This is a genomic window from Pseudomonas sp. DF11, assembly GCF_058148565.1.
Genome location: NZ_JBYVYN010000004.1, coordinates 572582 through 589428 on the forward strand (window position 1 = coordinate 572582; position 16847 = coordinate 589428).

Consider the following 16847-nt stretch of genomic DNA (forward strand, 5'->3'; position numbering starts at 1 on the left):
CTCATCAGCGAATCGATGGCGGGCATTCTACAGGGGCTGGCCGCAATGTCTGGTAAAACCTGACCGGCTGATCCACTACACCGCCTGTTGCTCCCGCCGATAAGCATAGGTGTCGGCGAAGCGTGACAACAGGAATTGTGCGCAGGTGGTGGTCGGGTACTTCGGCGGGTGCAGGTCATCCTGGCAACCGGGCAGGCACTGGATCAGCGTGTCGGGGTGCGGTTCGGCAAAGAACGGCATCGAATACCGGTCCACACCCAGCGGGCTGATCACCCGGTGCGGCGTGGACAGGTAACGGTCGTTGCTCCAGCGCGCCATCATGTCGCCAAGGTTGACCACGAACGTGCCGTCGATGGGCGGTGCGTCGATCCACTGGCCGTCGACGTTGCGCACTTGCAGGCCACCGGCGGCGTCCTGGTAGAGCAGGGTGATGCAACCGTAGTCGGTATGGGCGCCGGCACCTTGCTGCTCGGCGCTACTGGCGGTGTCGCGGGGTGGGTAATGGATCAGGCGCAGCACGCTCACGGGTCCATTGAAGCGCGTGTCGAAAAAGTCTCGCTCGATGCCAAGGGCCAGGGTCATGGCGCGCAGCAGGGTTTGGGCGAGTGCCTGCATGTCGCGGTAATGCTGCTCCATCAAGGCTTCCCAGCCGCTCAGGTCCGGGTGGCGGTTGGGGCCTCGCAGAGGTTTTTCCGCCAGCACATCGGGGTGATCGGCCGGCAGGTGCAGGCCCATGTCGAAGGTTTCCTTCAGGTCGCTGGGTTTGGTCGGGTCCAGTTGCTCGGTGGCGACGGCGCCGTAACCGCGATGGTGGCGGGTCTGGGTGATGTCGATCTTGAGTTTTTCTTCCACGGGCAGGGCGAAGAAGCGTCGGGCGTTGTCCAGTACCTCGGCGATGCGCGCCGGGCTGATCGGATGACCCTTGATATAGAAAAAGCCCCATTGGCGGCAGGCGTTGTCGATCTGCTCGGCGACGGTTTGCCAGGCGCTGGGCTCATTGCCGTAGAGAGGGCTGATGTCGATGATGGGAAGGCTGTTCATGCGGCTTTCCTGAATTGAAATAAGGCCCCATGTGGGAGCGGGCTTGCCCGCGAAGGCGGTGTGTCAGGCAACTTCTATCGTGAATGTGCCGCCGCTTTCGCGAGCAAGCCCGCTCCCACATGGGGTGTTGTGTTGAGGCCGGGATTACTTCGGAATCTCAGCCTTCATACCTTCGACGTAGTAATTCATCGACGCCAGTTCCGCATTGGTGGCGCTCACGCCCGCCGGGATTTTCTCGACGCCGGCCTGATCCTTGATCGGGCCGGTGAACGGGTGGAACGCGCCGCTCTCGATGTCGGCGATGATCTGCTCGGCCTCGCCCTTGACCGCCGCTGGCACCAGGTCGCTGATCGGCAATTTCACGGTGCCTTCCTTCAGGCCGCCCCAGTAGTCCTGGGATTTCCAGCTGTGGTCGATCACGCTCTGGGTCGCCTGGATGTAATGCGGACCCCAGTCGTTGACGATGGAGGTCAGCACAGCCTTGGGACCGAAGTGAGCCATGTCCGAAGCGTAGCCCACCGCATAGACGCCGCGACGCTCGGCGGCCTGGATCGGTGCCGGGCTGTCGGTGTGCTGGAATATCACGTCCACGCCCTGGTCGATCAGCGCGTTGGCGGCGTCGGCTTCCTTGCCCGGGTCGAACCAGGAATTGACCCACACCACTTTGATCTCGCTGCCGGGGTTGTACTTGTTCAGGGCCAGTTGGATGGCGTTGATGTCGCGGATGACTTCCGGAATCGGGAAGGAAGCGACGTAGCCGATCTTCTTGGTCTTGGTCATCTTGGCCGCGAGGAAGCCGCCGACGTAGCGGCCCTCGTAGGTGCGAGCCAGGTAGGTGCCCAGGTTCTTGTCCTGCTTGTAGCCGGTGGCGTGCTCGAAGATCACCTTGGGAAACTGCTTGGCGACTTTCAGCGTCGGGTTCATGTAGCCGAAGGAGGTGGTGAAGATCAGGTCGTACTTGTCCTTGGCCATGTTGCGGATCACCCGCTCGGCGTCGGCGCCTTCTGGTACGTTTTCCACGTAGTTGGTGGTGATCTGCTCGCCGAACTTCGCCGCCAGCTCCTTGCGCCCCTGTTCATGCTGATAGGTCCAGCCGTGGTCGCCGATCGGGCCGATGTAGACGAAGCCGACCTTCAGCGGATCGGCGGCACTGACACTCAGGCCGGCGCCCAGGCCGACGGCTGCGACGACGGCGCAAAGCAACTTCTTCAAGGGGCGTTTGTGCATGAACTCGAACTCCGTTTTGTTGTGAGGTTGGCTGTACCGCACCAATGCAAAATGCTGACCAACAAGACAACAAATATTTAACACCTCGATGCAGCCATCGCGGGCAAGCCTTGCTCCCACAAGTGCAAGGCCAAACCATGTGGAATCAGGCTTTACCCCGACAGATGGGCAGCCCAATCTCATGGGAGGGCAAGCTTGCTTCACAAGTGCGACGCTATATCTGTGGGAGCAAGGCTTGCCCGCGATGAGGCCCCTGAGAACAATAAAGGTGCACCTGCCTACCACTCGCCACCCCCTGGTGCACCACACCGAACGAAACGTTCGCGTCCCCCCATAGTCAGTAGCTCATGACCCCGCCCACGGTGATAGGCCCGCGATGCTCACTTTGATCAAGCAAGAAAAACTGCTGTTGCTGGCGCTGATCGCCGCGTTTGTTGCCTATCCGCTGGAGCACTGGCTGTTGGGCAGCGGGCAGATCGTGGCGTTGCTTGGCGGTTTGGTCCTGATCGGTTTTATCGTCGCGGCTTCCATGCGCGTGGCCCATCACGCCGAACTGCTCGCGGAAAAAGTCGGTGATCCCTACGGCACCATGATCCTGACCCTGTCGGCGGTGCTGGTCGAAGTGGTGATCCTGGCGATCATGATGAGCAACGAAGCGTCGCCGACACTGGTGCGGGACACGATCTACTCGGCGGTGATGCTCGACATCAACGGGATTCTCGGGCTCGCGGCGCTGATGGGTGGGATCAAGCATGGCGAGCAGGCTTACAACGACGATTCGGCGCGTACCTACAGCGTGATGATCCTCACTGCCATGGGCGTCTCGATGGTGGTGCCGGAGTTCATTCCCCGCGAGAGCTGGAAAATGTATTCGGCCTTTACCATTGGCGCGATGATCGTGTTGTACACCCTGTTTCTGCGCATGCAGGTCGGGCCTCACAGTTACTTTTTCAGCTACAGCTACCCGGAAAAACGCCGCAAGAAAGAACCGGTGGAAAACCAGCCGAAACCCATCAGCCTGACGTTCTCCATCAGTGCGCTGGTGTTTGGCGTGGTGGTGATCGGCGCGCTGGCTGAAGTCATGTCCAAGGCCATCGACCTGGGCCTGGAAGGCTCGGGTGCGCCGCCGGTGGTCACGGCGATTCTGGTGGCAGCCATCTCCGCGGCACCGGAAATCCTTACCGCCCTGCGCGCCGCCCTGGCGAACCGCATGCAATCGGTGGTGAACATCGCGCTGGGTGCTTCGCTATCGACCGTGATCCTCACGGTGCCGGTGATGGAAGCCATGGCACTCTATACCGGCCAGCCGTTCCAGATGGCCATGACCCCGGTGCAGACGGTGATGATCTTCATCACCCTGATCGTCAGCGCCATCAACCTCAACGATGGCGAAACCAACGCCATCGAAGGCATGACCCACTTTGTGCTGTTTGCGACGTTTATCATGTTGTCGTTGCTGGGTCTCTAAGCCCCGTGCAAAACCAAACTGTGGGAGCGGGCTTGCTCGCGAAGGCGGTGTGTCAGGCAACTTCTATAGTGAATGTGCCGCCGCTTTCGCGAGCAAGCCCGCTCCCACAGGGGGGATTTGGGTGGGGTCAGGCGCCGGCGATCAACTCCCGCGCCGCCTGGCTGTGATCGGCAATCAAGCCCTTCAAGTCCAAGCCCTCGACCTGCCCGTCGATCACCCGCCATTGTCCGCCGACCATCACCCGATCCGCCCGGTCCGCGCCGCACAGCAACAGGGCTGAAATCGGATCGTGGCTGCCGGAGAAGCGCAGTTCGTCAAGCTTGAACAGCGCCAGGTCCGCCTGCTTGCCCACCGCCAGTTCACCGATATCGCTGCGCCCGAGCAGTCGCGCCGAGCCCCGGGTCGCCCAGCCTAATACGCGCTCCGGGGTGATCGCCTGCGCGCCATAGCGTAGGCGTTGGATGTACAGCGCCTGGCGGGTTTCGAGGATCATGTTCGAGGCATCGTTGGACGCAGAACCGTCCACGCCCAGGCCCACGGCGGCCCCGGCGGCGCTCAGGTCCAGGGTCGGGCAAATGCCCGAGGCCAGGCGCATGTTGGAGCTCGGGCAATGGCAGATGCCAGTGCCGGCGGCTCCGAGGCGGGCGATTTCTTCAGGGTTGAAATGAATGCCATGGGCCAGCCAGGTGCGTGGGCCGAGCCAGCCGACGCTGTCTAGGTAATCCACCGTGCGCAGGCCAAAGCGTTGCAGGCAGAAGTCTTCTTCATCAAGGGTTTCGGCCAGGTGTGTGTGCAGGCGTACGTCGAGCTTTTCCGCCAGCTCGGCGCTGGCGCGCATGATCTCGGGCGTGACCGAAAACGGCGAGCAGGGCGCCAGGGCAATCTGGATCCGGGCGCCGTCGCCGCGCTCGTGGTATTGGCCGATCAGCCGCTGGCTATCGTCGAGAATCACCTGGCCCTGCTGCACGGTCTGCTGTGGCGGCAAGCCACCGTCGTCCTCGCCGAGGCTCATGGAACCGCGGGTCAGCATCGCGCGCATCCCCAGCTCACGAACACTTTGCACCTGTACGTCGATGGCATTTTCCAGGCCTTCGGGAAACAGATAGTGATGATCGGCTGCGGTGGTGCAGCCCGACAGCAGCAATTCGGCCAAGGCGACTTTGGTCGCCAGGGCCAATTTTTCCGGGGTCAGCCGCGCCCACACCGGGTAGAGGGTCTTCAGCCAAGGAAACAACGGTTGGTTCACCACCGGTGCCCAGGCGCGGGTCAGGGTCTGGTAGAAGTGATGATGGGTGTTGATCAACCCCGGCAGGATCACATGTTCGCTCGCGTCGAAGATGTTGTCGCAAGGCTGGGCGGGTTGCTGGCTGGCGCTCAGCAGCTCGACGATCACACCGTCCTGCAGGACGAGACCGCCACGGGCGTCGAGGTCGTTGGCGGTGAAAATGGCGAGGGGTTTTTTTAACCAGGTACGGGTCGCAGGCATGGTGGCCGGCTCCTCTGAAAGTGGGTTCAGGTTAGCCAGCTCAGTGATGCCCTGTCTGCTGATCCAGGGTCGCCGTTGGAGGCGAGGTGCGGAGTTTACTCAGGTTGCCTGGCACATTTCCAGAGTTCGCTGAGGCTCAATGTGGGAGCGAGCCTGCTCGCGATAGCGGTGTGTCAGTCAACGTCATGGTGAATGTTAGACCGCAATCGCGAGCAGGCTCGCTCCCACAAGGGGAAGACTGGGTTACCAGGGAATCGTTTCGCCCCTGTAGTTGACGAAGTGATGCCCGCCCTTGCCGGCGAAGGCGTTGACTTGGTCGATCAACCCGCGGGTGCTGGTCTCGACATCGATATCCGCCCCTTCACCGCCCATGTCGGTTTTCACCCAGCCCGGATGCAGCGACAGCACGGTCAATGCCTGCTCGCCCAGTTGGCTGACAAAGCTGTTGGTCATGGAGTTGAGCGCCGCCTTGCTGGCCTTGTACAGCGCCAGTTCCGGCGCGTCTGGCATGGTCACGCTGCCCAGCACCGAACTCATGAACGCCAGCACGCCGCTGCCGTCGCGGATCTGGCCGACGAAACGCTGGGCCAGGTTGATTGGCGCCACGGCGTTGGTGAAGAACAACTGGCCAACTTCGGCCAGCGTCGCGCCGCCCGGGCTCTGGTTGTCCGGGCCTTTGACGCCGGCATTGACGAACAGCAGGTCGAAGGTTTCACCCTTGAGCTGTTGGCTCAGGGCGATGACGGCTTGCTGGTCGTCCATGTCGAGCTTTTCGATCCGCACCGGGCCCAGAGCCTTCAACGTCTCTGCGTTCTGCGGGTTGCGCACGGTGGCGGTCACGTTCCAGCCGTCGCTGAGCAGGGTCTTCACCAGACCGAGGCCCAAGCCCCGGGAGGCGCCGATGATCAATGCGTTTTTTGCCGAATTCATGAAGGCATCCTTGAGTGAAAGGTCACGGATTTAATGGACAACGTTGCCCGAGCCGTTGTTTCAGCTCGTGACGCAACGCGTCGAGTTCGGTGATGCGGGTTTCGATCAGGTTCAGCTTGTCTTGCAGCAATTGCGCTACGGCGCAGTCAGGGTCCTGCGCCTGCCACAGGGCGGCGACGCTGGCGCCGATCTCGCCCAGGGTAAAGCCCAGGCGCTGGGCCGTCTTGATGTAGAGCACCAGTTGCACCATATCGGCGGGGTAGTGGCGATAGCCATTGGCGCTGCGCTGCGCCGCGATCAGGCCACGCTGCTCGTAGAAGCGCAGGGTGTCACGGCTGACGGCGCAGGCTTGGGCGAGTTCACCGATGCGCATGGTGGATCTCCGGAGGGCTTGACCTTGGAGCATACCCCAGGCTTTAGCCTCTTTGCTTCCCAATTATCTGGAGCAAGGTGTATGTGGACTTTGATGCAATATCGCCGGGTAGTGCGCGGCAGCGCCTGGTACGACCTTATCGTGTCGGCCGTGCTGGCCACGCCGTGGAGTTTTGCCGCGTTGCATGGTCTGTTGACGAGCATGACTCAGCTGTTTGACCTGCCTGGAGAACTGCCGCCGTTTGCGCCGGCGCATGTGTTGATGGTGAATCTGCTGGGCTCGATTGTCTGCGTGTGGTCGGTGCTGCGGATTCGGGATCCGCAGCCGCTGTATGGGCGTTATGACGCGGCGGGGCGGTTTCTGTTTGCGACCTGGATGCTGTATGCGCTGCTTCATGGGGCCAATGCGGTGTTGTGGGTTTTCCTGTTTTTCGAGGTGGTGTGGGGCTTGGTTCAGGTGTTGCCTGTTCGGGCCTCATCGCGAGCAGGCTCGCTCCCACAAGGAGAGATGGGGCGAGCCTGAATTGACGGTTCTCCTCGATCAAATGTGGGGGCGAACTTGCTCGCGATAGGCGCGCCGCCGTCTACCTCAATGCCCCGCCTGCCAAGGCTGCCCCAACGACACCGGCGCATACAGCCGGGTGCGCACGGCATCCCGCGACAGCAATACCAGCACCACGATGGTCGCGGCATACGGCAGCATCGCCAGCAGACTCGATGGAATCGCCAGCCCCAACCCCTGGGCCACCAGGTGCAGGATGCTGGCGAGGCCGAACAGGTAGGCGCCCAGCAGCAGGCGCCACACTCGCCAACTGGCGAACACCACCAGCGCCAGGGCGATCCAGCCGCGTCCGGCGCTCATGTTCTCGGCCCACATCGGCGTGTAGGCCAGCGACAGGTAGGCGCCGGCCAACCCGGCCATGGCGCCGCCGAACAGCACCGCCAGGGTTCGCACCCGCAACACTGGCAGGCCCATGGCGCTGGCGGCATCGGGATTCTCGCCGACGGCCTGGATGATCAACCCGGCGCGACTTTTCACGATCACCCAGGCCACCAGGGCAAACAGCGCGAAGGACAGGTAAACCAGCAGATCCTGGGCAAACAGCATCCGCCCGATCAATGGGATGTCACTCAGGTAGGGAATGGCCAGCGGCTCGAAGCCCGCCAGCGGTTTGCCGACCCAGGCCGCCCCGACAAAACTCGACAGGCCCACGCCGAAAATCGTCAGCGCCAACCCGGTGGCCACCTGATTGGCGTTGAACACCAGCGCCACCATGGCGAACAGCGCCGACAACAGCATCCCGGCGGCCATCGCCAGCAGTACGCCGAGCCACAGGTTGCCGCTGTTGAACGCGACGATGAAACCGATCACCGCGCCGAACAGCATCATGCCTTCCTGGCCCAGATTGAGGACGCCACTTTTCTCGCAGACCAATTCCCCCAGGGCCACCAGCAGCAACGGCGTGCCGCAGCGGACCATGGCGTAGAAAATGTTGCTCAACAGGTCGATATCCATCACAGCGCTCCTGCCTGTACGGCGGTGGTCTGGGTGCGCCGGGCCCAGCGCAGGTTCAGGCGTGGCCGGTACAGGATCAGTACGTCGCAGGCCAACAGGAAAAACAGCATCATCCCCTGGAACAGTTGGGTGATCGCTTGGGGAAGGTTCAGCGACATCTGCGCGCTCTCGCCGCCGATGTACAACAGCGCCATCAACAGGCTGGAAAACAGAATGCCGATGGGGTTGAGGCGCCCCAGGAATGCCACGGTAATTGCCGCATAGCCGTAGCCCGGCGACACCTGCGGCACCAGTTGGCCGATCGGCCCGGTCACTTCGCAGACACCGGCCAGCCCGGCCAGGGCCCCGCTGATCAACAGCGCCAGCCACACCAGCGGCTTCTGGCGAAAACCGGCGAAACCGGCGGCGCGGGCGTCGAGGCCCAGCACCTTGATCTGAAAGCCGACGAAGCTTTTCTGCAGCAATACCCACACCGCCACCAATGCCAGCAGGGCGAAATACAACCCGGCATGTACCCGGCCATCCTCCAGCAACAACGGCAGGCGACTGGCCTCGCCGAACATCGCCGACTCCGGAAAGTTGAACCCCGCCGGGTCTTTCAACGGCCCGTGAACGCAAAACAGCAGCAGGTTCAATGCGATGTAATTGAGCATGATGCTTGTGAGGATTTCATTGGCATTGAAGCGCGTGCGCAGCCACGCCGTCAGTCCGGCCCAAGCCGCACCGGCCAGGGTGCCTGTCAGCAGGATCAGCACCAGTGCCCAGCGACTTTGCATGTCGATGATGTTCACTGCCAAGGCACTGCCGGCCAGGGCGCCCAGCAGCAGTTGGCCTTCGGCGCCGATGTTCCAGATTCGCGCCTGATAGGCCACCGCCAGGCCGAGGGCACAGAGCAGGATCGGCAGGGTCTTGACCAGCCACTCGGACACGCCGTACAGGTCGCTGATCGGTGCGATCAACAAGGTGTACAAGGTTTGCAATGGGTCATGTCCCAGGGCGATGAACAGCAGCGAGCCAAAGCCCAGGGTCAACACGGCGGCCAGCAGCGGCGAGCACCAGAGCATCAGGCGCGATTGCTGGCCGCGAGGTTCGAGAGAAAGCAGCATGTAGAACTCCGTTACGCCGACGCGGGGGCGGGGGATTGAGGGGCGTCGAACTGGCCGGCCATCCAGCCGCCGACGTCGCTGAGGCGTGTCTCGAGCGTGGGCCTCAAGGCGGACAGGCGCCCACCGCACAAGGCGCCGAGGCGGTCGCTGATTTGAAACAGTTCGTCGAGGTCTTCGGAAATCACCAGGATGGCCGCGCCGGCATCGCGCAGGGCAATCAGTGCGCGATGGATGGTCGCGGCCGCGCCGACGTCCACGCCCCAGGTCGGGTGAGCGGCCACCAGCAGCTTCGGCTGTTGCAGGATTTCCCGGCCGAGAATGAATTTCTGCAAGTTGCCCCCCGAAAGGCTGCGTGCCGGGGTTCGGGTGTCGGGTGTCTTCACGCCGAAACGGCGGATGATTTCCTCGGCCAGGCGTTCGACCTTGTTGCGCCGAACCAGGCCATGGCTGACCAGCCCCTGCTGAAATGCACTGAGCAAGGCGTTATCCGCCAGGCTCAATTGCGGCACTGCGCCGTGGCCCAGGCGCTCGGCGGGGACAAACGCCAGCCCGAGTCGGCGCCGGGCGTCAGGGCGCAGGTGCGCCACCGGTTGCCCGTCGAATCGGATCGTCTCGCCTTGCTGGCGGGGAAGTGGCGTTTCTCCGCTGAGCAACGCCAGCCACTCGTCCTGCCCATTGCCCGCGACCCCGGCGATACCGACGATTTCGCCGCTGCGTACCTCAAGGTCAATTTCCCGCAACGAGCAACCGAACGGGTCCGGGTTGTGCCAGGACAGCTTGTTGATTTGCAGGAAGGCTTTGTCTGCGCTGACTTTGGGGTAATCCGTGATCAGCCCGGCCGTTTCGCCGACCATCAACTGCGCCAGTTCCCGGTCCGAGCATTGCGCCGGTACGCAATGACCCGCTACCCGTCCGCCGCGCAGCACCGTGGCGCTGTGGCATAACGCCCGCACCTCACCCAGCTTGTGACTGATAAACAAAATACTGCAGCCCTCGCTCGCCAGACGGCGCAGGGTCACGAACAGTTCTTCGGCTTCCTGGGGGGTGAGCACCGAGGTCGGTTCATCGAGAATCAGCAAGCGAATGTCCTGCATCAGGCAGCGAATGATCTCCACCCGCTGGCGCTCGCCAATCGACAGGCTGTGGACCAGCCGCTGCGGTTCCAGCGCCATGCCGTAGCGTTGGGAAACCTCGCGGATCCGCGGTTCCAACTGCGCCGGCGAACCGGCCGCCGCGCCCATGGCCAGGGCAATGTTCTGTGCAACGGTGAGGGTTTCGAACAGCGAGAAATGCTGGAACACCATGCCGATCCCCAGGCTGCGGGCCTGGGCCGGGTTGCGCAGGTTGACGCGCTGGCCTTGCCAGATCACTTCGCCCGAATCGGCAGGGGTAACGCCGTAGATAATCTTCATCAGGGTACTTTTACCCGCGCCGTTTTCCCCGAGCAGGGCGTGGATCTCGCCAGGCTGGATACTCAGGTCGATGGCGTCGTTGGCCAGGCAACCGGGATAGCGTTTGCTGATCTTGCGCAACTGCAGGCGCGCGGTGGAGTCGGGGTTGGACATGACAAGCTCGGGTCGAAGGACAGGAATGCCTGTGGATAAAGCAATTTCCTGGCCATAAGGTCAGGAAATTACCTTGGCCCTTTCGCTAGAGCGCTCTACGTTAAGCCTGGGCACCGGCCATAAAAACATTTCGCACCGGCTTGGAGCGCGCGGGTTGGACGCAGGTATCGGTTTGCCCTGAAATGGGTGGTTAAAAATTGAACAAGCGGCTGCGAGCCATGCCTTTCTTGGGGTGGGCGGAGCCATGAACGGGTTATCCACAGGTTGCTCCACAGTTATTGTGCGCAAGCCGAAAACTCGGGCATAAGCACTGCGAGGCTTTCTTCTAAAGGTGATAAACCGACGCAAGCGTTTGTTTTGTGAAAGGAATTGTCGCTTGGACAAGACTTTGGACGAAAAATGAGCAACCCTCTCAAACCCGCATGACAGAAGGGTTACAGAGGGATGTGCTCAGGTTATCCACAGTCGGGTGCACAGTGGATGTGGGCAAGTTGAACGATTGCGGGACGCCCTGAAACGTTGCAAGCCTTCGAACTCAACGCGCTAACAGAATTCGTCCACGGCTCAGGTCGGCCAGTTGCGTTTGCAGGGCTTCGATCTGCGCCTCACCCACGGCCAGATGCAGATCGACGCCATTGGCCGTAAAGCGTTCTTCAGTGACCAGCCCACCACATTCGGCGACCCGCAGTTTCACCAGGGCCAGTTCGGCGAACCCGCAGGTACAGTGCAGCGCCACGCGGCTGATCAATTCGATTTTCTCGGCGTTTTGCAGGCATTTATTCGCGCCGCCGCCATAAGCCCGGGCCAACCCGCCCGTGCCCAGTTGAATCCCGCCGTACCAGCGGATCACCAGCACTGCGACCTGATCGCAAGCCTGTGCTTCGATCGCTGCCAGAATCGGCCGCCCGGCGGTGCCTCCCGGCTCGCCATCGTCATTGCTGCGGTATTGATCGCCGAGTTTCCAGGCCCAGCAATTGTGCGAGGCATTCAGGTCGCTGTGCTGTTCGATAAAGGCCTGGGCGTCGGCGGAGCTGGTGATGGGCGCGGCGAAAGTGATGAAGCGGCTTTTGCGAATTTCTTCGCGGTATTCGCAAAAGCCGGCAAGGGTAAAGGGCATGGGAATCTTAGAGCGCTGGTGTCAGGCCGCAGCCCTTGAGAATGATGCGGATCAGGTTGTCGCCAGCCTCGACCATGTCCTGCTTGGTCAACTTGCTGCGACCGGTCACGCGACAGATCTGCGTGGCGAAGTCGGCGTAATGCTGGGTACTGCCCCACAACAGGAAAATGAGGTGCACCGGGTCGATCGGGTCCATCTTGCCGGCATCGATCCAGGCCTGGAATACGGCTGCCCGGCCGTTGAACCAGGTGCGGTAGTCCTGGTTGAAATACTCGGTCAGGCATTCGCCCCCGCTGATCACTTCCATGGCAAACAGTCGCGAGGCCTGGGGCTGGCGACGAGAGAACTCCATTTTGGCGCGGATATAGCGGGTCAAGGCTTCGGCCGGATCATCCTCGGCGGTGAGGGTATTGAAGGTGCTGTCCCACAATTCGATGATGTTGCTCAGCACCGCCACGTACAACCCGAGTTTATTGGTGAAGTAGTAATGTAGGTTCGCCTTGGGCAGCCCGGCCTTCAGGGCGATGGTGTTCATGCTGGTGCCTTTGAATCCGTGACGGGCGAATTCATCTTCGGCGGCCTTGAGGATGGTCTCTTCGTTCTTCTGACGAATGCGACTGGTGGGCTTGCCACCGTGGGCAGGGACTTCAAAGGTCATGGACGTTTCCGGGCTGGGTCTGTGGGGCGAGCAACTGCGTTGATAGCGCACCGGCAACGATCCGACAAGTGCCATCACACTAAAAGCCTTTCGCGGATGGTCAGGCCAACCCCAACCAATGTGGGAGGAGCCAGGCTCGCTCCCACAAAGGATCAGCGAGTCGCCGCCAGGCTTTCGAGAAAACTCTCCAGCACCAGGTGAGGTCGGCGGCCCTTGCGCGTGACCGACGCCAGGCTCAAGTCATAGAACCGTGTCGCAGGTTTCAGGGCCCGCAACCGACCTTGCTGGACCCATAGACTGGCGTAATGATCGGGCAGGTAACCGATGTAGCGCCCGGTGAGAATCAGGAACGCCATGCCCTCGCGGTCCGATGCGCTCGCGGTGCAATTGAGTGCCTGGTAATGGGCCTGGATCTCGGCTGGCAGGCGGAAGGTCGGTGCGATGGCGTCCTGGCTATTGAGGCGAGCGTCTTCGAGTTGCTGGTCATCGACATAGAACAGCGGATGTCCGACCGCGCAGTACAGCAGCGATCGCTCACTGTACAGCGGTTGATACTCCAGCCCGGACAGGGCACTGGCCTGGGGGACTACACCGACATGCAGGCGCCCATCGAGCACGCCTTGCTCGACTTCGTTGGGGGCGATCATGCGAATCTGGATCTGCACGTCGGGCCCGCGCTCTTTCAATTGAGCCAAGGCATGGGTGATGCGCATGTGGGGCAGGGTGACCAGGTTGTCGGTCAGGCCGATGGTCAATTCACCACGCAAATGTTGGTGCAGGCCGTTGACCTCGGTGCGAAAGCTTTCCAGCGCGCTCAATAGTTGCAACGCCGATTGATACACCTCGCGACCTTCCTCGGTCAGGGAAAAGCCCGCGCGCCCACGCTGGCACAGGCGCAGGCCGAGGCGTTGCTCAAGGTCGCTCATCTGCTGGCTGATGGCTGAGCGACCGATGCCAAGCACGGTTTCAGCGGCGGAGAATCCACCACACTCCACTACACTGCGGAAAATGCGTAGCAGGCGAATATCAAAGTCGCTGACCTGGGCCAGTGGATCGGGACGACGAACGCTCATAAGTTTAGTGATCCACCGACTGAAGGTTACAAAAGTTGGATTTCACCGACTTTATCGCCGTGGCAACTTAGCTGCAAGAACGCTTTCGATCCCTGCCGCCCACGACCTGCGAGGTTTTGTCGATGAACATGCCCGAACACGCTGCCGGTTCCCTGGCCAGCCAGCTCAAGCTGGATGCCCACTGGATGCCTTACACCGCCAACCGCAATTTCCAGCGCGATCCGCGTCTGATCGTCGCCGCTGAAGGCAGTTGGTTGACGGATGACAAGGGGCGCAAGGTCTACGATTCGCTTTCGGGCCTGTGGACCTGCGGCGCCGGGCACACGCGCAAGGAAATCCAGGAAGCGGTCGCCAAGCAGCTGGGCACCCTCGATTATTCGCCTGGTTTCCAGTACGGCCATCCGTTGTCTTTCCAACTGGCGGAAAAAATCACCAGCCTGACCCCGGGCAATCTCAATCATGTGTTCTTCACCGACTCGGGCTCCGAGTGCGCCGATACCGCGGTGAAGATGGTCCGCGCCTACTGGCGTCTCAAGGGGCAGGCGACCAAGACCAAGATGATCGGCCGTGCCCGTGGTTATCACGGGGTGAACATCGCCGGCACCAGCCTCGGCGGTGTCAGCGGCAACCGTAAGCTGTTCGGTCAGGCCATGATGGACGTCGACCACTTGCCTCACACCTTGCTGGCCAGCAATGCCTATTCCCGTGGCATGCCAAAAGAGGGAGGCATCGCCTTGGCCGATGAGCTGCTCAAGCTGATCGAGCTGCACGATGCTTCCAACATCGCTGCGGTGTTCGTCGAACCGATGGCGGGGTCGGCCGGTGTGCTGGTGCCGCCAGAGGGTTACCTCAAGCGCCTGCGGGAAATCTGCGATCAGCACAGCATCCTGTTGGTGTTCGATGAAGTGATCACCGGTTTCGGCCGCACCGGTTCGATGTTCGGTGCCGACAGCTTTGGCGTGACCCCGGACCTGATGTGCATCGCCAAGCAAGTCACCAATGGTGCGATTCCCATGGGCGCGGTGATTGCCAGTTCCGAGATCTACCAGACCTTCATGAACCAGCCGACCCCCGAGTACGCAGTGGAATTTCCCCACGGCTACACCTACTCGGCGCACCCGGTGGCCTGCGCGGCTGGCCTGGCAGCGCTGGACTTGCTGCAGAAGGAGAACCTGGTGCAGAGCGTGGCCGAGATCGCCCCGCATTTCGAGAATGCATTGCACGGCTTGAAGGGCGCGAAGAACGTCATCGACATTCGCAACTATGGCCTGGCCGGTGCGATCCAGATCGCCGGGCGTGATGGCGATGCCATCGTGCGTCCGTTCGAGGCCGGCATGGCGTTGTGGAAAGCTGGGTTCTATGTGCGGTTCGGCGGCGACACCCTGCAGTTCGGGCCAACGTTCAACAGCAAGCCGCAGGATCTGGATCGTCTGTTCGACGCGGTCGGTGAAGTGCTGAACAAGCTCGACTGATCCGTTCTTCTATATAGCTTTCAATAACAGGCGTCCGGTCACGGGCGCCTGTGGATAAATTCTGGAGTCCCCATGAGCCTCATCCCGCATTTGATCAATGGCGAACTGCTGAGCGATAGCGCTCGCACGGCCGATGTGTTCAACCCGTCCACTGGCCAGGCGATTCATAAGGTGCCATTGGCTGATCGCGCGACCATCCAGCAGGCCATTGACGCCGCCAAGGCGGCTTTCCCTGCCTGGCGCAGTACACCTGCGGCCAAGCGTGCGCAGGTGATGTTTCGTTTCAAGCAATTGCTGGAGCAGAACGAATCGCGAATCGCCCAGTTGATTAGCGAAGAACACGGCAAGACCTTGGAGGACGCGGCCGGTGAACTCAAGCGCGGGATCGAGAACGTCGAGTTCGCCTGCGCGGCACCGGAGATTCTGAAGGGCGAATACAGCCGTAACGTCGGACCGAACATCGATGCATGGTCAGACTTCCAGCCTCTGGGTGTAGTGGCGGGTATCACGCCGTTCAACTTCCCCGCGATGGTGCCGCTGTGGATGTATCCGCTGGCGATCGTTTGCGGCAACTGCTTCATCCTCAAACCATCCGAGCGGGACCCGAGTTCGACGTTGCTGATCGCCCAGTTGCTGTTGGAAGCTGGTTTGCCCAAAGGCGTATTGAGTGTGGTGCATGGCGACAAGACTGCCGTGGATGCACTGATCGAGGCGCCGGAAGTGAAGGCGCTGAGTTTTGTTGGTTCGACGCCGATTGCCGAGTACATCTATGCCGAGGGCACCCGGCGTGGCAAGCGCGTCCAGGCATTGGGCGGTGCGAAGAACCATGCGGTGCTGATGCCGGATGCCGACCTGGACAACGCCGTCAGCGCACTGATGGGCGCGGCGTACGGTTCGTGCGGTGAGCGTTGCATGGCAATCTCGGTGGCGGTGTGTGTCGGCGACCAGGTCGCGGATGCGCTGGTGGCCAAGCTGGTGCCGCAGATCAAGGCGCTGAAGATCGGCGCTGGTACATCTTGCGGATTGGACATGGGGCCGTTGGTGACGGGGCAGCATCGGGATAAGGTCAGTGGCTATATAGAAGACGGTGTGGCGGCAGGTGCTTCGCTGATTGTCGATGGTCGTGGCTTGAGTGTGGCCGGGCATGAGGAAGGCTTCTTCCTGGGTGGTTGCCTGTTCGATCGCGTGACCCCCGAGATGCGCATCTATAAGGAAGAGATCTTCGGGCCGGTGCTGTGCATCGTCCGGGTCAACAGCCTGGAAGAGGCCATGCAACTGATCAACGATCACGAGTATGGCAACGGTACCTGCATTTTTACCCGTGATGGCGAGGCGGCGCGGTTGTTCTGTGATGAGATCGAGGTCGGCATGGTGGGCGTCAACGTTCCACTGCCAGTGCCTGTTGCCTATCACAGCTTTGGCGGCTGGAAGCGTTCGCTGTTCGGCGACCTGCATGCCTATGGCCCGGATGGGGTGCGTTTCTACACCCGTCGCAAGGCCATTACCCAGCGCTGGCCGCAGCGTGCGAGCCATGAGGCTTCGCAGTTTGCGTTCCCCAGCTTGTAACGGTTAACAGAAGAGGCCGGCGCCCTGGGGCGCCGGCCTCTGCTTTTGCGGGGCTTTTTGACTGATGTGACAGAATTGTGAAAATAGGTGTTGACGGCAGATTCTGGACGTCTATAATTCGCCCCACTTCCGGCGCAGTCGAAACGGAAAACTCGTTGAGATTCAATGAGTTAAGTAGGTTTCGAAGGGATCGGGCTTCAGTTCATCGAAGCCAGGAAGCAGTTGATAAGGCAGTGTTGATTTGGCCTTG

At 61.5% G+C, this 16847-nt stretch carries 15 protein-coding genes; 4 read left to right on the forward strand and 11 right to left on the reverse strand.

Annotated elements, in window-relative coordinates:
• Positions 1–75 precede the first annotated feature (75 nt).
• Positions 76–1041 (reverse strand): 2-oxoglutarate and iron-dependent oxygenase domain-containing protein, encoded by a 966-nt coding sequence (locus AC30D9_RS16010; RefSeq protein ID WP_490144386.1) that lies wholly within the window; start codon positions 1039–1041, stop codon positions 76–78.
• Between the two features lie 144 nt (positions 1042–1185).
• On the reverse strand, positions 1186–2268 hold the full coding sequence (locus tag AC30D9_RS16015; protein WP_490144387.1) for a BMP family ABC transporter substrate-binding protein: 1083 nt from the start codon (positions 2266–2268) through the stop codon (positions 1186–1188).
• Between the two features lie 376 nt (positions 2269–2644).
• Here AC30D9_RS16015 and AC30D9_RS16020 point away from each other — a divergent pair, with 376 nt between their 5' ends.
• A complete protein-coding gene (locus AC30D9_RS16020; RefSeq protein ID WP_490144388.1) occupies positions 2645–3736 on the forward strand; it encodes a calcium:cation antiporter in 1092 nt (363 codons plus the stop codon).
• A 127-nt stretch (positions 3737–3863) separates the two neighbouring features.
• Here AC30D9_RS16020 and AC30D9_RS16025 read toward each other — a convergent pair whose 3' ends face one another.
• The 3 genes from AC30D9_RS16025 to AC30D9_RS16035 all read right to left on the reverse strand — a co-directional run bounded on the left by AC30D9_RS16025 (position 3864) and on the right by AC30D9_RS16035 (position 6525).
• On the reverse strand, positions 3864–5222 hold the full coding sequence (locus tag AC30D9_RS16025) for an 8-oxoguanine deaminase (protein ID WP_490144389.1): 1359 nt from the start codon (positions 5220–5222) through the stop codon (positions 3864–3866).
• Positions 5223–5465: 243 nt separating this feature from the next.
• Complete coding sequence (locus tag AC30D9_RS16030) at positions 5466–6152, reverse strand: SDR family oxidoreductase (RefSeq protein WP_134922715.1); 687 nt, start codon at positions 6150–6152, stop codon at positions 5466–5468.
• A 22-nt stretch (positions 6153–6174) separates the two neighbouring features.
• Positions 6175–6525 carry a MerR family transcriptional regulator gene (locus tag AC30D9_RS16035; RefSeq protein WP_134922716.1) on the reverse strand — a complete coding sequence of 117 codons (351 nt, stop codon included), beginning with the start codon at positions 6523–6525 and terminating at the stop codon, positions 6175–6177.
• An 81-nt stretch (positions 6526–6606) separates the two neighbouring features.
• Here AC30D9_RS16035 and AC30D9_RS16040 point away from each other — a divergent pair, with 81 nt between their 5' ends.
• A complete protein-coding gene (locus tag AC30D9_RS16040; protein WP_134922717.1) occupies positions 6607–7047 on the forward strand; it encodes a hypothetical protein in 441 nt (146 codons plus the stop codon).
• Positions 7048–7113: 66 nt separating this feature from the next.
• Here AC30D9_RS16040 and AC30D9_RS16045 read toward each other — a convergent pair whose 3' ends face one another.
• The 6 genes from AC30D9_RS16045 to AC30D9_RS16070 all read right to left on the reverse strand — a co-directional run bounded on the left by AC30D9_RS16045 (position 7114) and on the right by AC30D9_RS16070 (position 13559).
• Positions 7114–8040, reverse strand: coding sequence for an ABC transporter permease (locus AC30D9_RS16045; protein ID WP_109752325.1), 927 nt, complete (start codon positions 8038–8040; stop codon positions 7114–7116).
• On the reverse strand, positions 8040–9146 hold the full coding sequence (locus AC30D9_RS16050; RefSeq protein WP_490144390.1) for an ABC transporter permease: 1107 nt from the start codon (positions 9144–9146) through the stop codon (positions 8040–8042). Before AC30D9_RS16050 ends, AC30D9_RS16045 begins: the two co-directional genes overlap by 1 nt.
• Positions 9147–9157: 11 nt before the next feature.
• A complete protein-coding gene (locus tag AC30D9_RS16055) occupies positions 9158–10711 on the reverse strand; it encodes an ABC transporter ATP-binding protein (protein WP_490144391.1) in 1554 nt (517 codons plus the stop codon).
• A gap of 535 nt (positions 10712–11246) precedes the next feature.
• Positions 11247–11828 (reverse strand): IMPACT family protein, encoded by a 582-nt coding sequence (locus AC30D9_RS16060; RefSeq protein WP_134922721.1) that lies wholly within the window; start codon positions 11826–11828, stop codon positions 11247–11249.
• A 7-nt stretch (positions 11829–11835) separates the two neighbouring features.
• The gene (locus AC30D9_RS16065) at positions 11836–12486 is read right to left on the reverse strand and encodes a TetR/AcrR family transcriptional regulator (protein ID WP_134922722.1); all 651 of its coding nucleotides are present in this window, start codon (positions 12484–12486) and stop codon (positions 11836–11838) included.
• Between the two features lie 152 nt (positions 12487–12638).
• Positions 12639–13559 (reverse strand): LysR family transcriptional regulator, encoded by a 921-nt coding sequence (locus AC30D9_RS16070; protein WP_134922723.1) that lies wholly within the window; start codon positions 13557–13559, stop codon positions 12639–12641.
• Positions 13560–13681: 122 nt separating this feature from the next.
• Between AC30D9_RS16070 and aptA the strand changes: the two genes are divergently transcribed.
• Together aptA and AC30D9_RS16080 are read left to right on the forward strand one after the other, a co-directional pair.
• Positions 13682–15031: an omega-aminotransferase AptA gene (aptA, locus tag AC30D9_RS16075; protein WP_490144392.1), complete on the forward strand. Its 1350-nt coding sequence runs from the start codon at positions 13682–13684 to the stop codon at positions 15029–15031.
• 72 nt (positions 15032–15103) lie between these two features.
• Positions 15104–16597: a CoA-acylating methylmalonate-semialdehyde dehydrogenase gene (locus AC30D9_RS16080; RefSeq protein WP_109752336.1), complete on the forward strand. Its 1494-nt coding sequence runs from the start codon at positions 15104–15106 to the stop codon at positions 16595–16597.
• The last annotated feature ends 250 nt before the right edge of the window (positions 16598–16847 follow it).

What these genes read in the sequence shown, in the direction of transcription:
- AC30D9_RS16025 (WP_490144389.1), bottom strand. Translation starts at nt 5,222, where the DNA reads ATGCCTGCGACCCGTACCTGGTTAAAAAAACCCCTCGCCATTTTCACC.
- aptA (WP_490144392.1), top strand. Translation starts at nt 13,682, where the DNA reads ATGAACATGCCCGAACACGCTGCCGGTTCCCTGGCCAGCCAGCTCAAG.
- AC30D9_RS16030 (WP_134922715.1), bottom strand. Translation starts at nt 6,152, where the DNA reads ATGAATTCGGCAAAAAACGCATTGATCATCGGCGCCTCCCGGGGCTTG.
- AC30D9_RS16080 (WP_109752336.1), top strand. Translation starts at nt 15,104, where the DNA reads ATGAGCCTCATCCCGCATTTGATCAATGGCGAACTGCTGAGCGATAGC.
- AC30D9_RS16070 (WP_134922723.1), bottom strand. Translation starts at nt 13,559, where the DNA reads ATGAGCGTTCGTCGTCCCGATCCACTGGCCCAGGTCAGCGACTTTGAT.
- AC30D9_RS16010 (WP_490144386.1), bottom strand. Translation starts at nt 1,041, where the DNA reads ATGAACAGCCTTCCCATCATCGACATCAGCCCTCTCTACGGCAATGAG.
- AC30D9_RS16065 (WP_134922722.1), bottom strand. Translation starts at nt 12,486, where the DNA reads ATGACCTTTGAAGTCCCTGCCCACGGTGGCAAGCCCACCAGTCGCATT.
- AC30D9_RS16035 (WP_134922716.1), bottom strand. Translation starts at nt 6,525, where the DNA reads ATGCGCATCGGTGAACTCGCCCAAGCCTGCGCCGTCAGCCGTGACACC.
- AC30D9_RS16060 (WP_134922721.1), bottom strand. Translation starts at nt 11,828, where the DNA reads ATGCCCTTTACCCTTGCCGGCTTTTGCGAATACCGCGAAGAAATTCGC.
- AC30D9_RS16040 (WP_134922717.1), top strand. Translation starts at nt 6,607, where the DNA reads ATGTGGACTTTGATGCAATATCGCCGGGTAGTGCGCGGCAGCGCCTGG.
- AC30D9_RS16050 (WP_490144390.1), bottom strand. Translation starts at nt 9,146, where the DNA reads ATGCTGCTTTCTCTCGAACCTCGCGGCCAGCAATCGCGCCTGATGCTC.
- AC30D9_RS16055 (WP_490144391.1), bottom strand. Translation starts at nt 10,711, where the DNA reads ATGTCCAACCCCGACTCCACCGCGCGCCTGCAGTTGCGCAAGATCAGC.
- AC30D9_RS16020 (WP_490144388.1), top strand. Translation starts at nt 2,645, where the DNA reads ATGCTCACTTTGATCAAGCAAGAAAAACTGCTGTTGCTGGCGCTGATC.
- AC30D9_RS16015 (WP_490144387.1), bottom strand. Translation starts at nt 2,268, where the DNA reads ATGCACAAACGCCCCTTGAAGAAGTTGCTTTGCGCCGTCGTCGCAGCC.
- AC30D9_RS16045 (WP_109752325.1), bottom strand. Translation starts at nt 8,040, where the DNA reads ATGGATATCGACCTGTTGAGCAACATTTTCTACGCCATGGTCCGCTGC.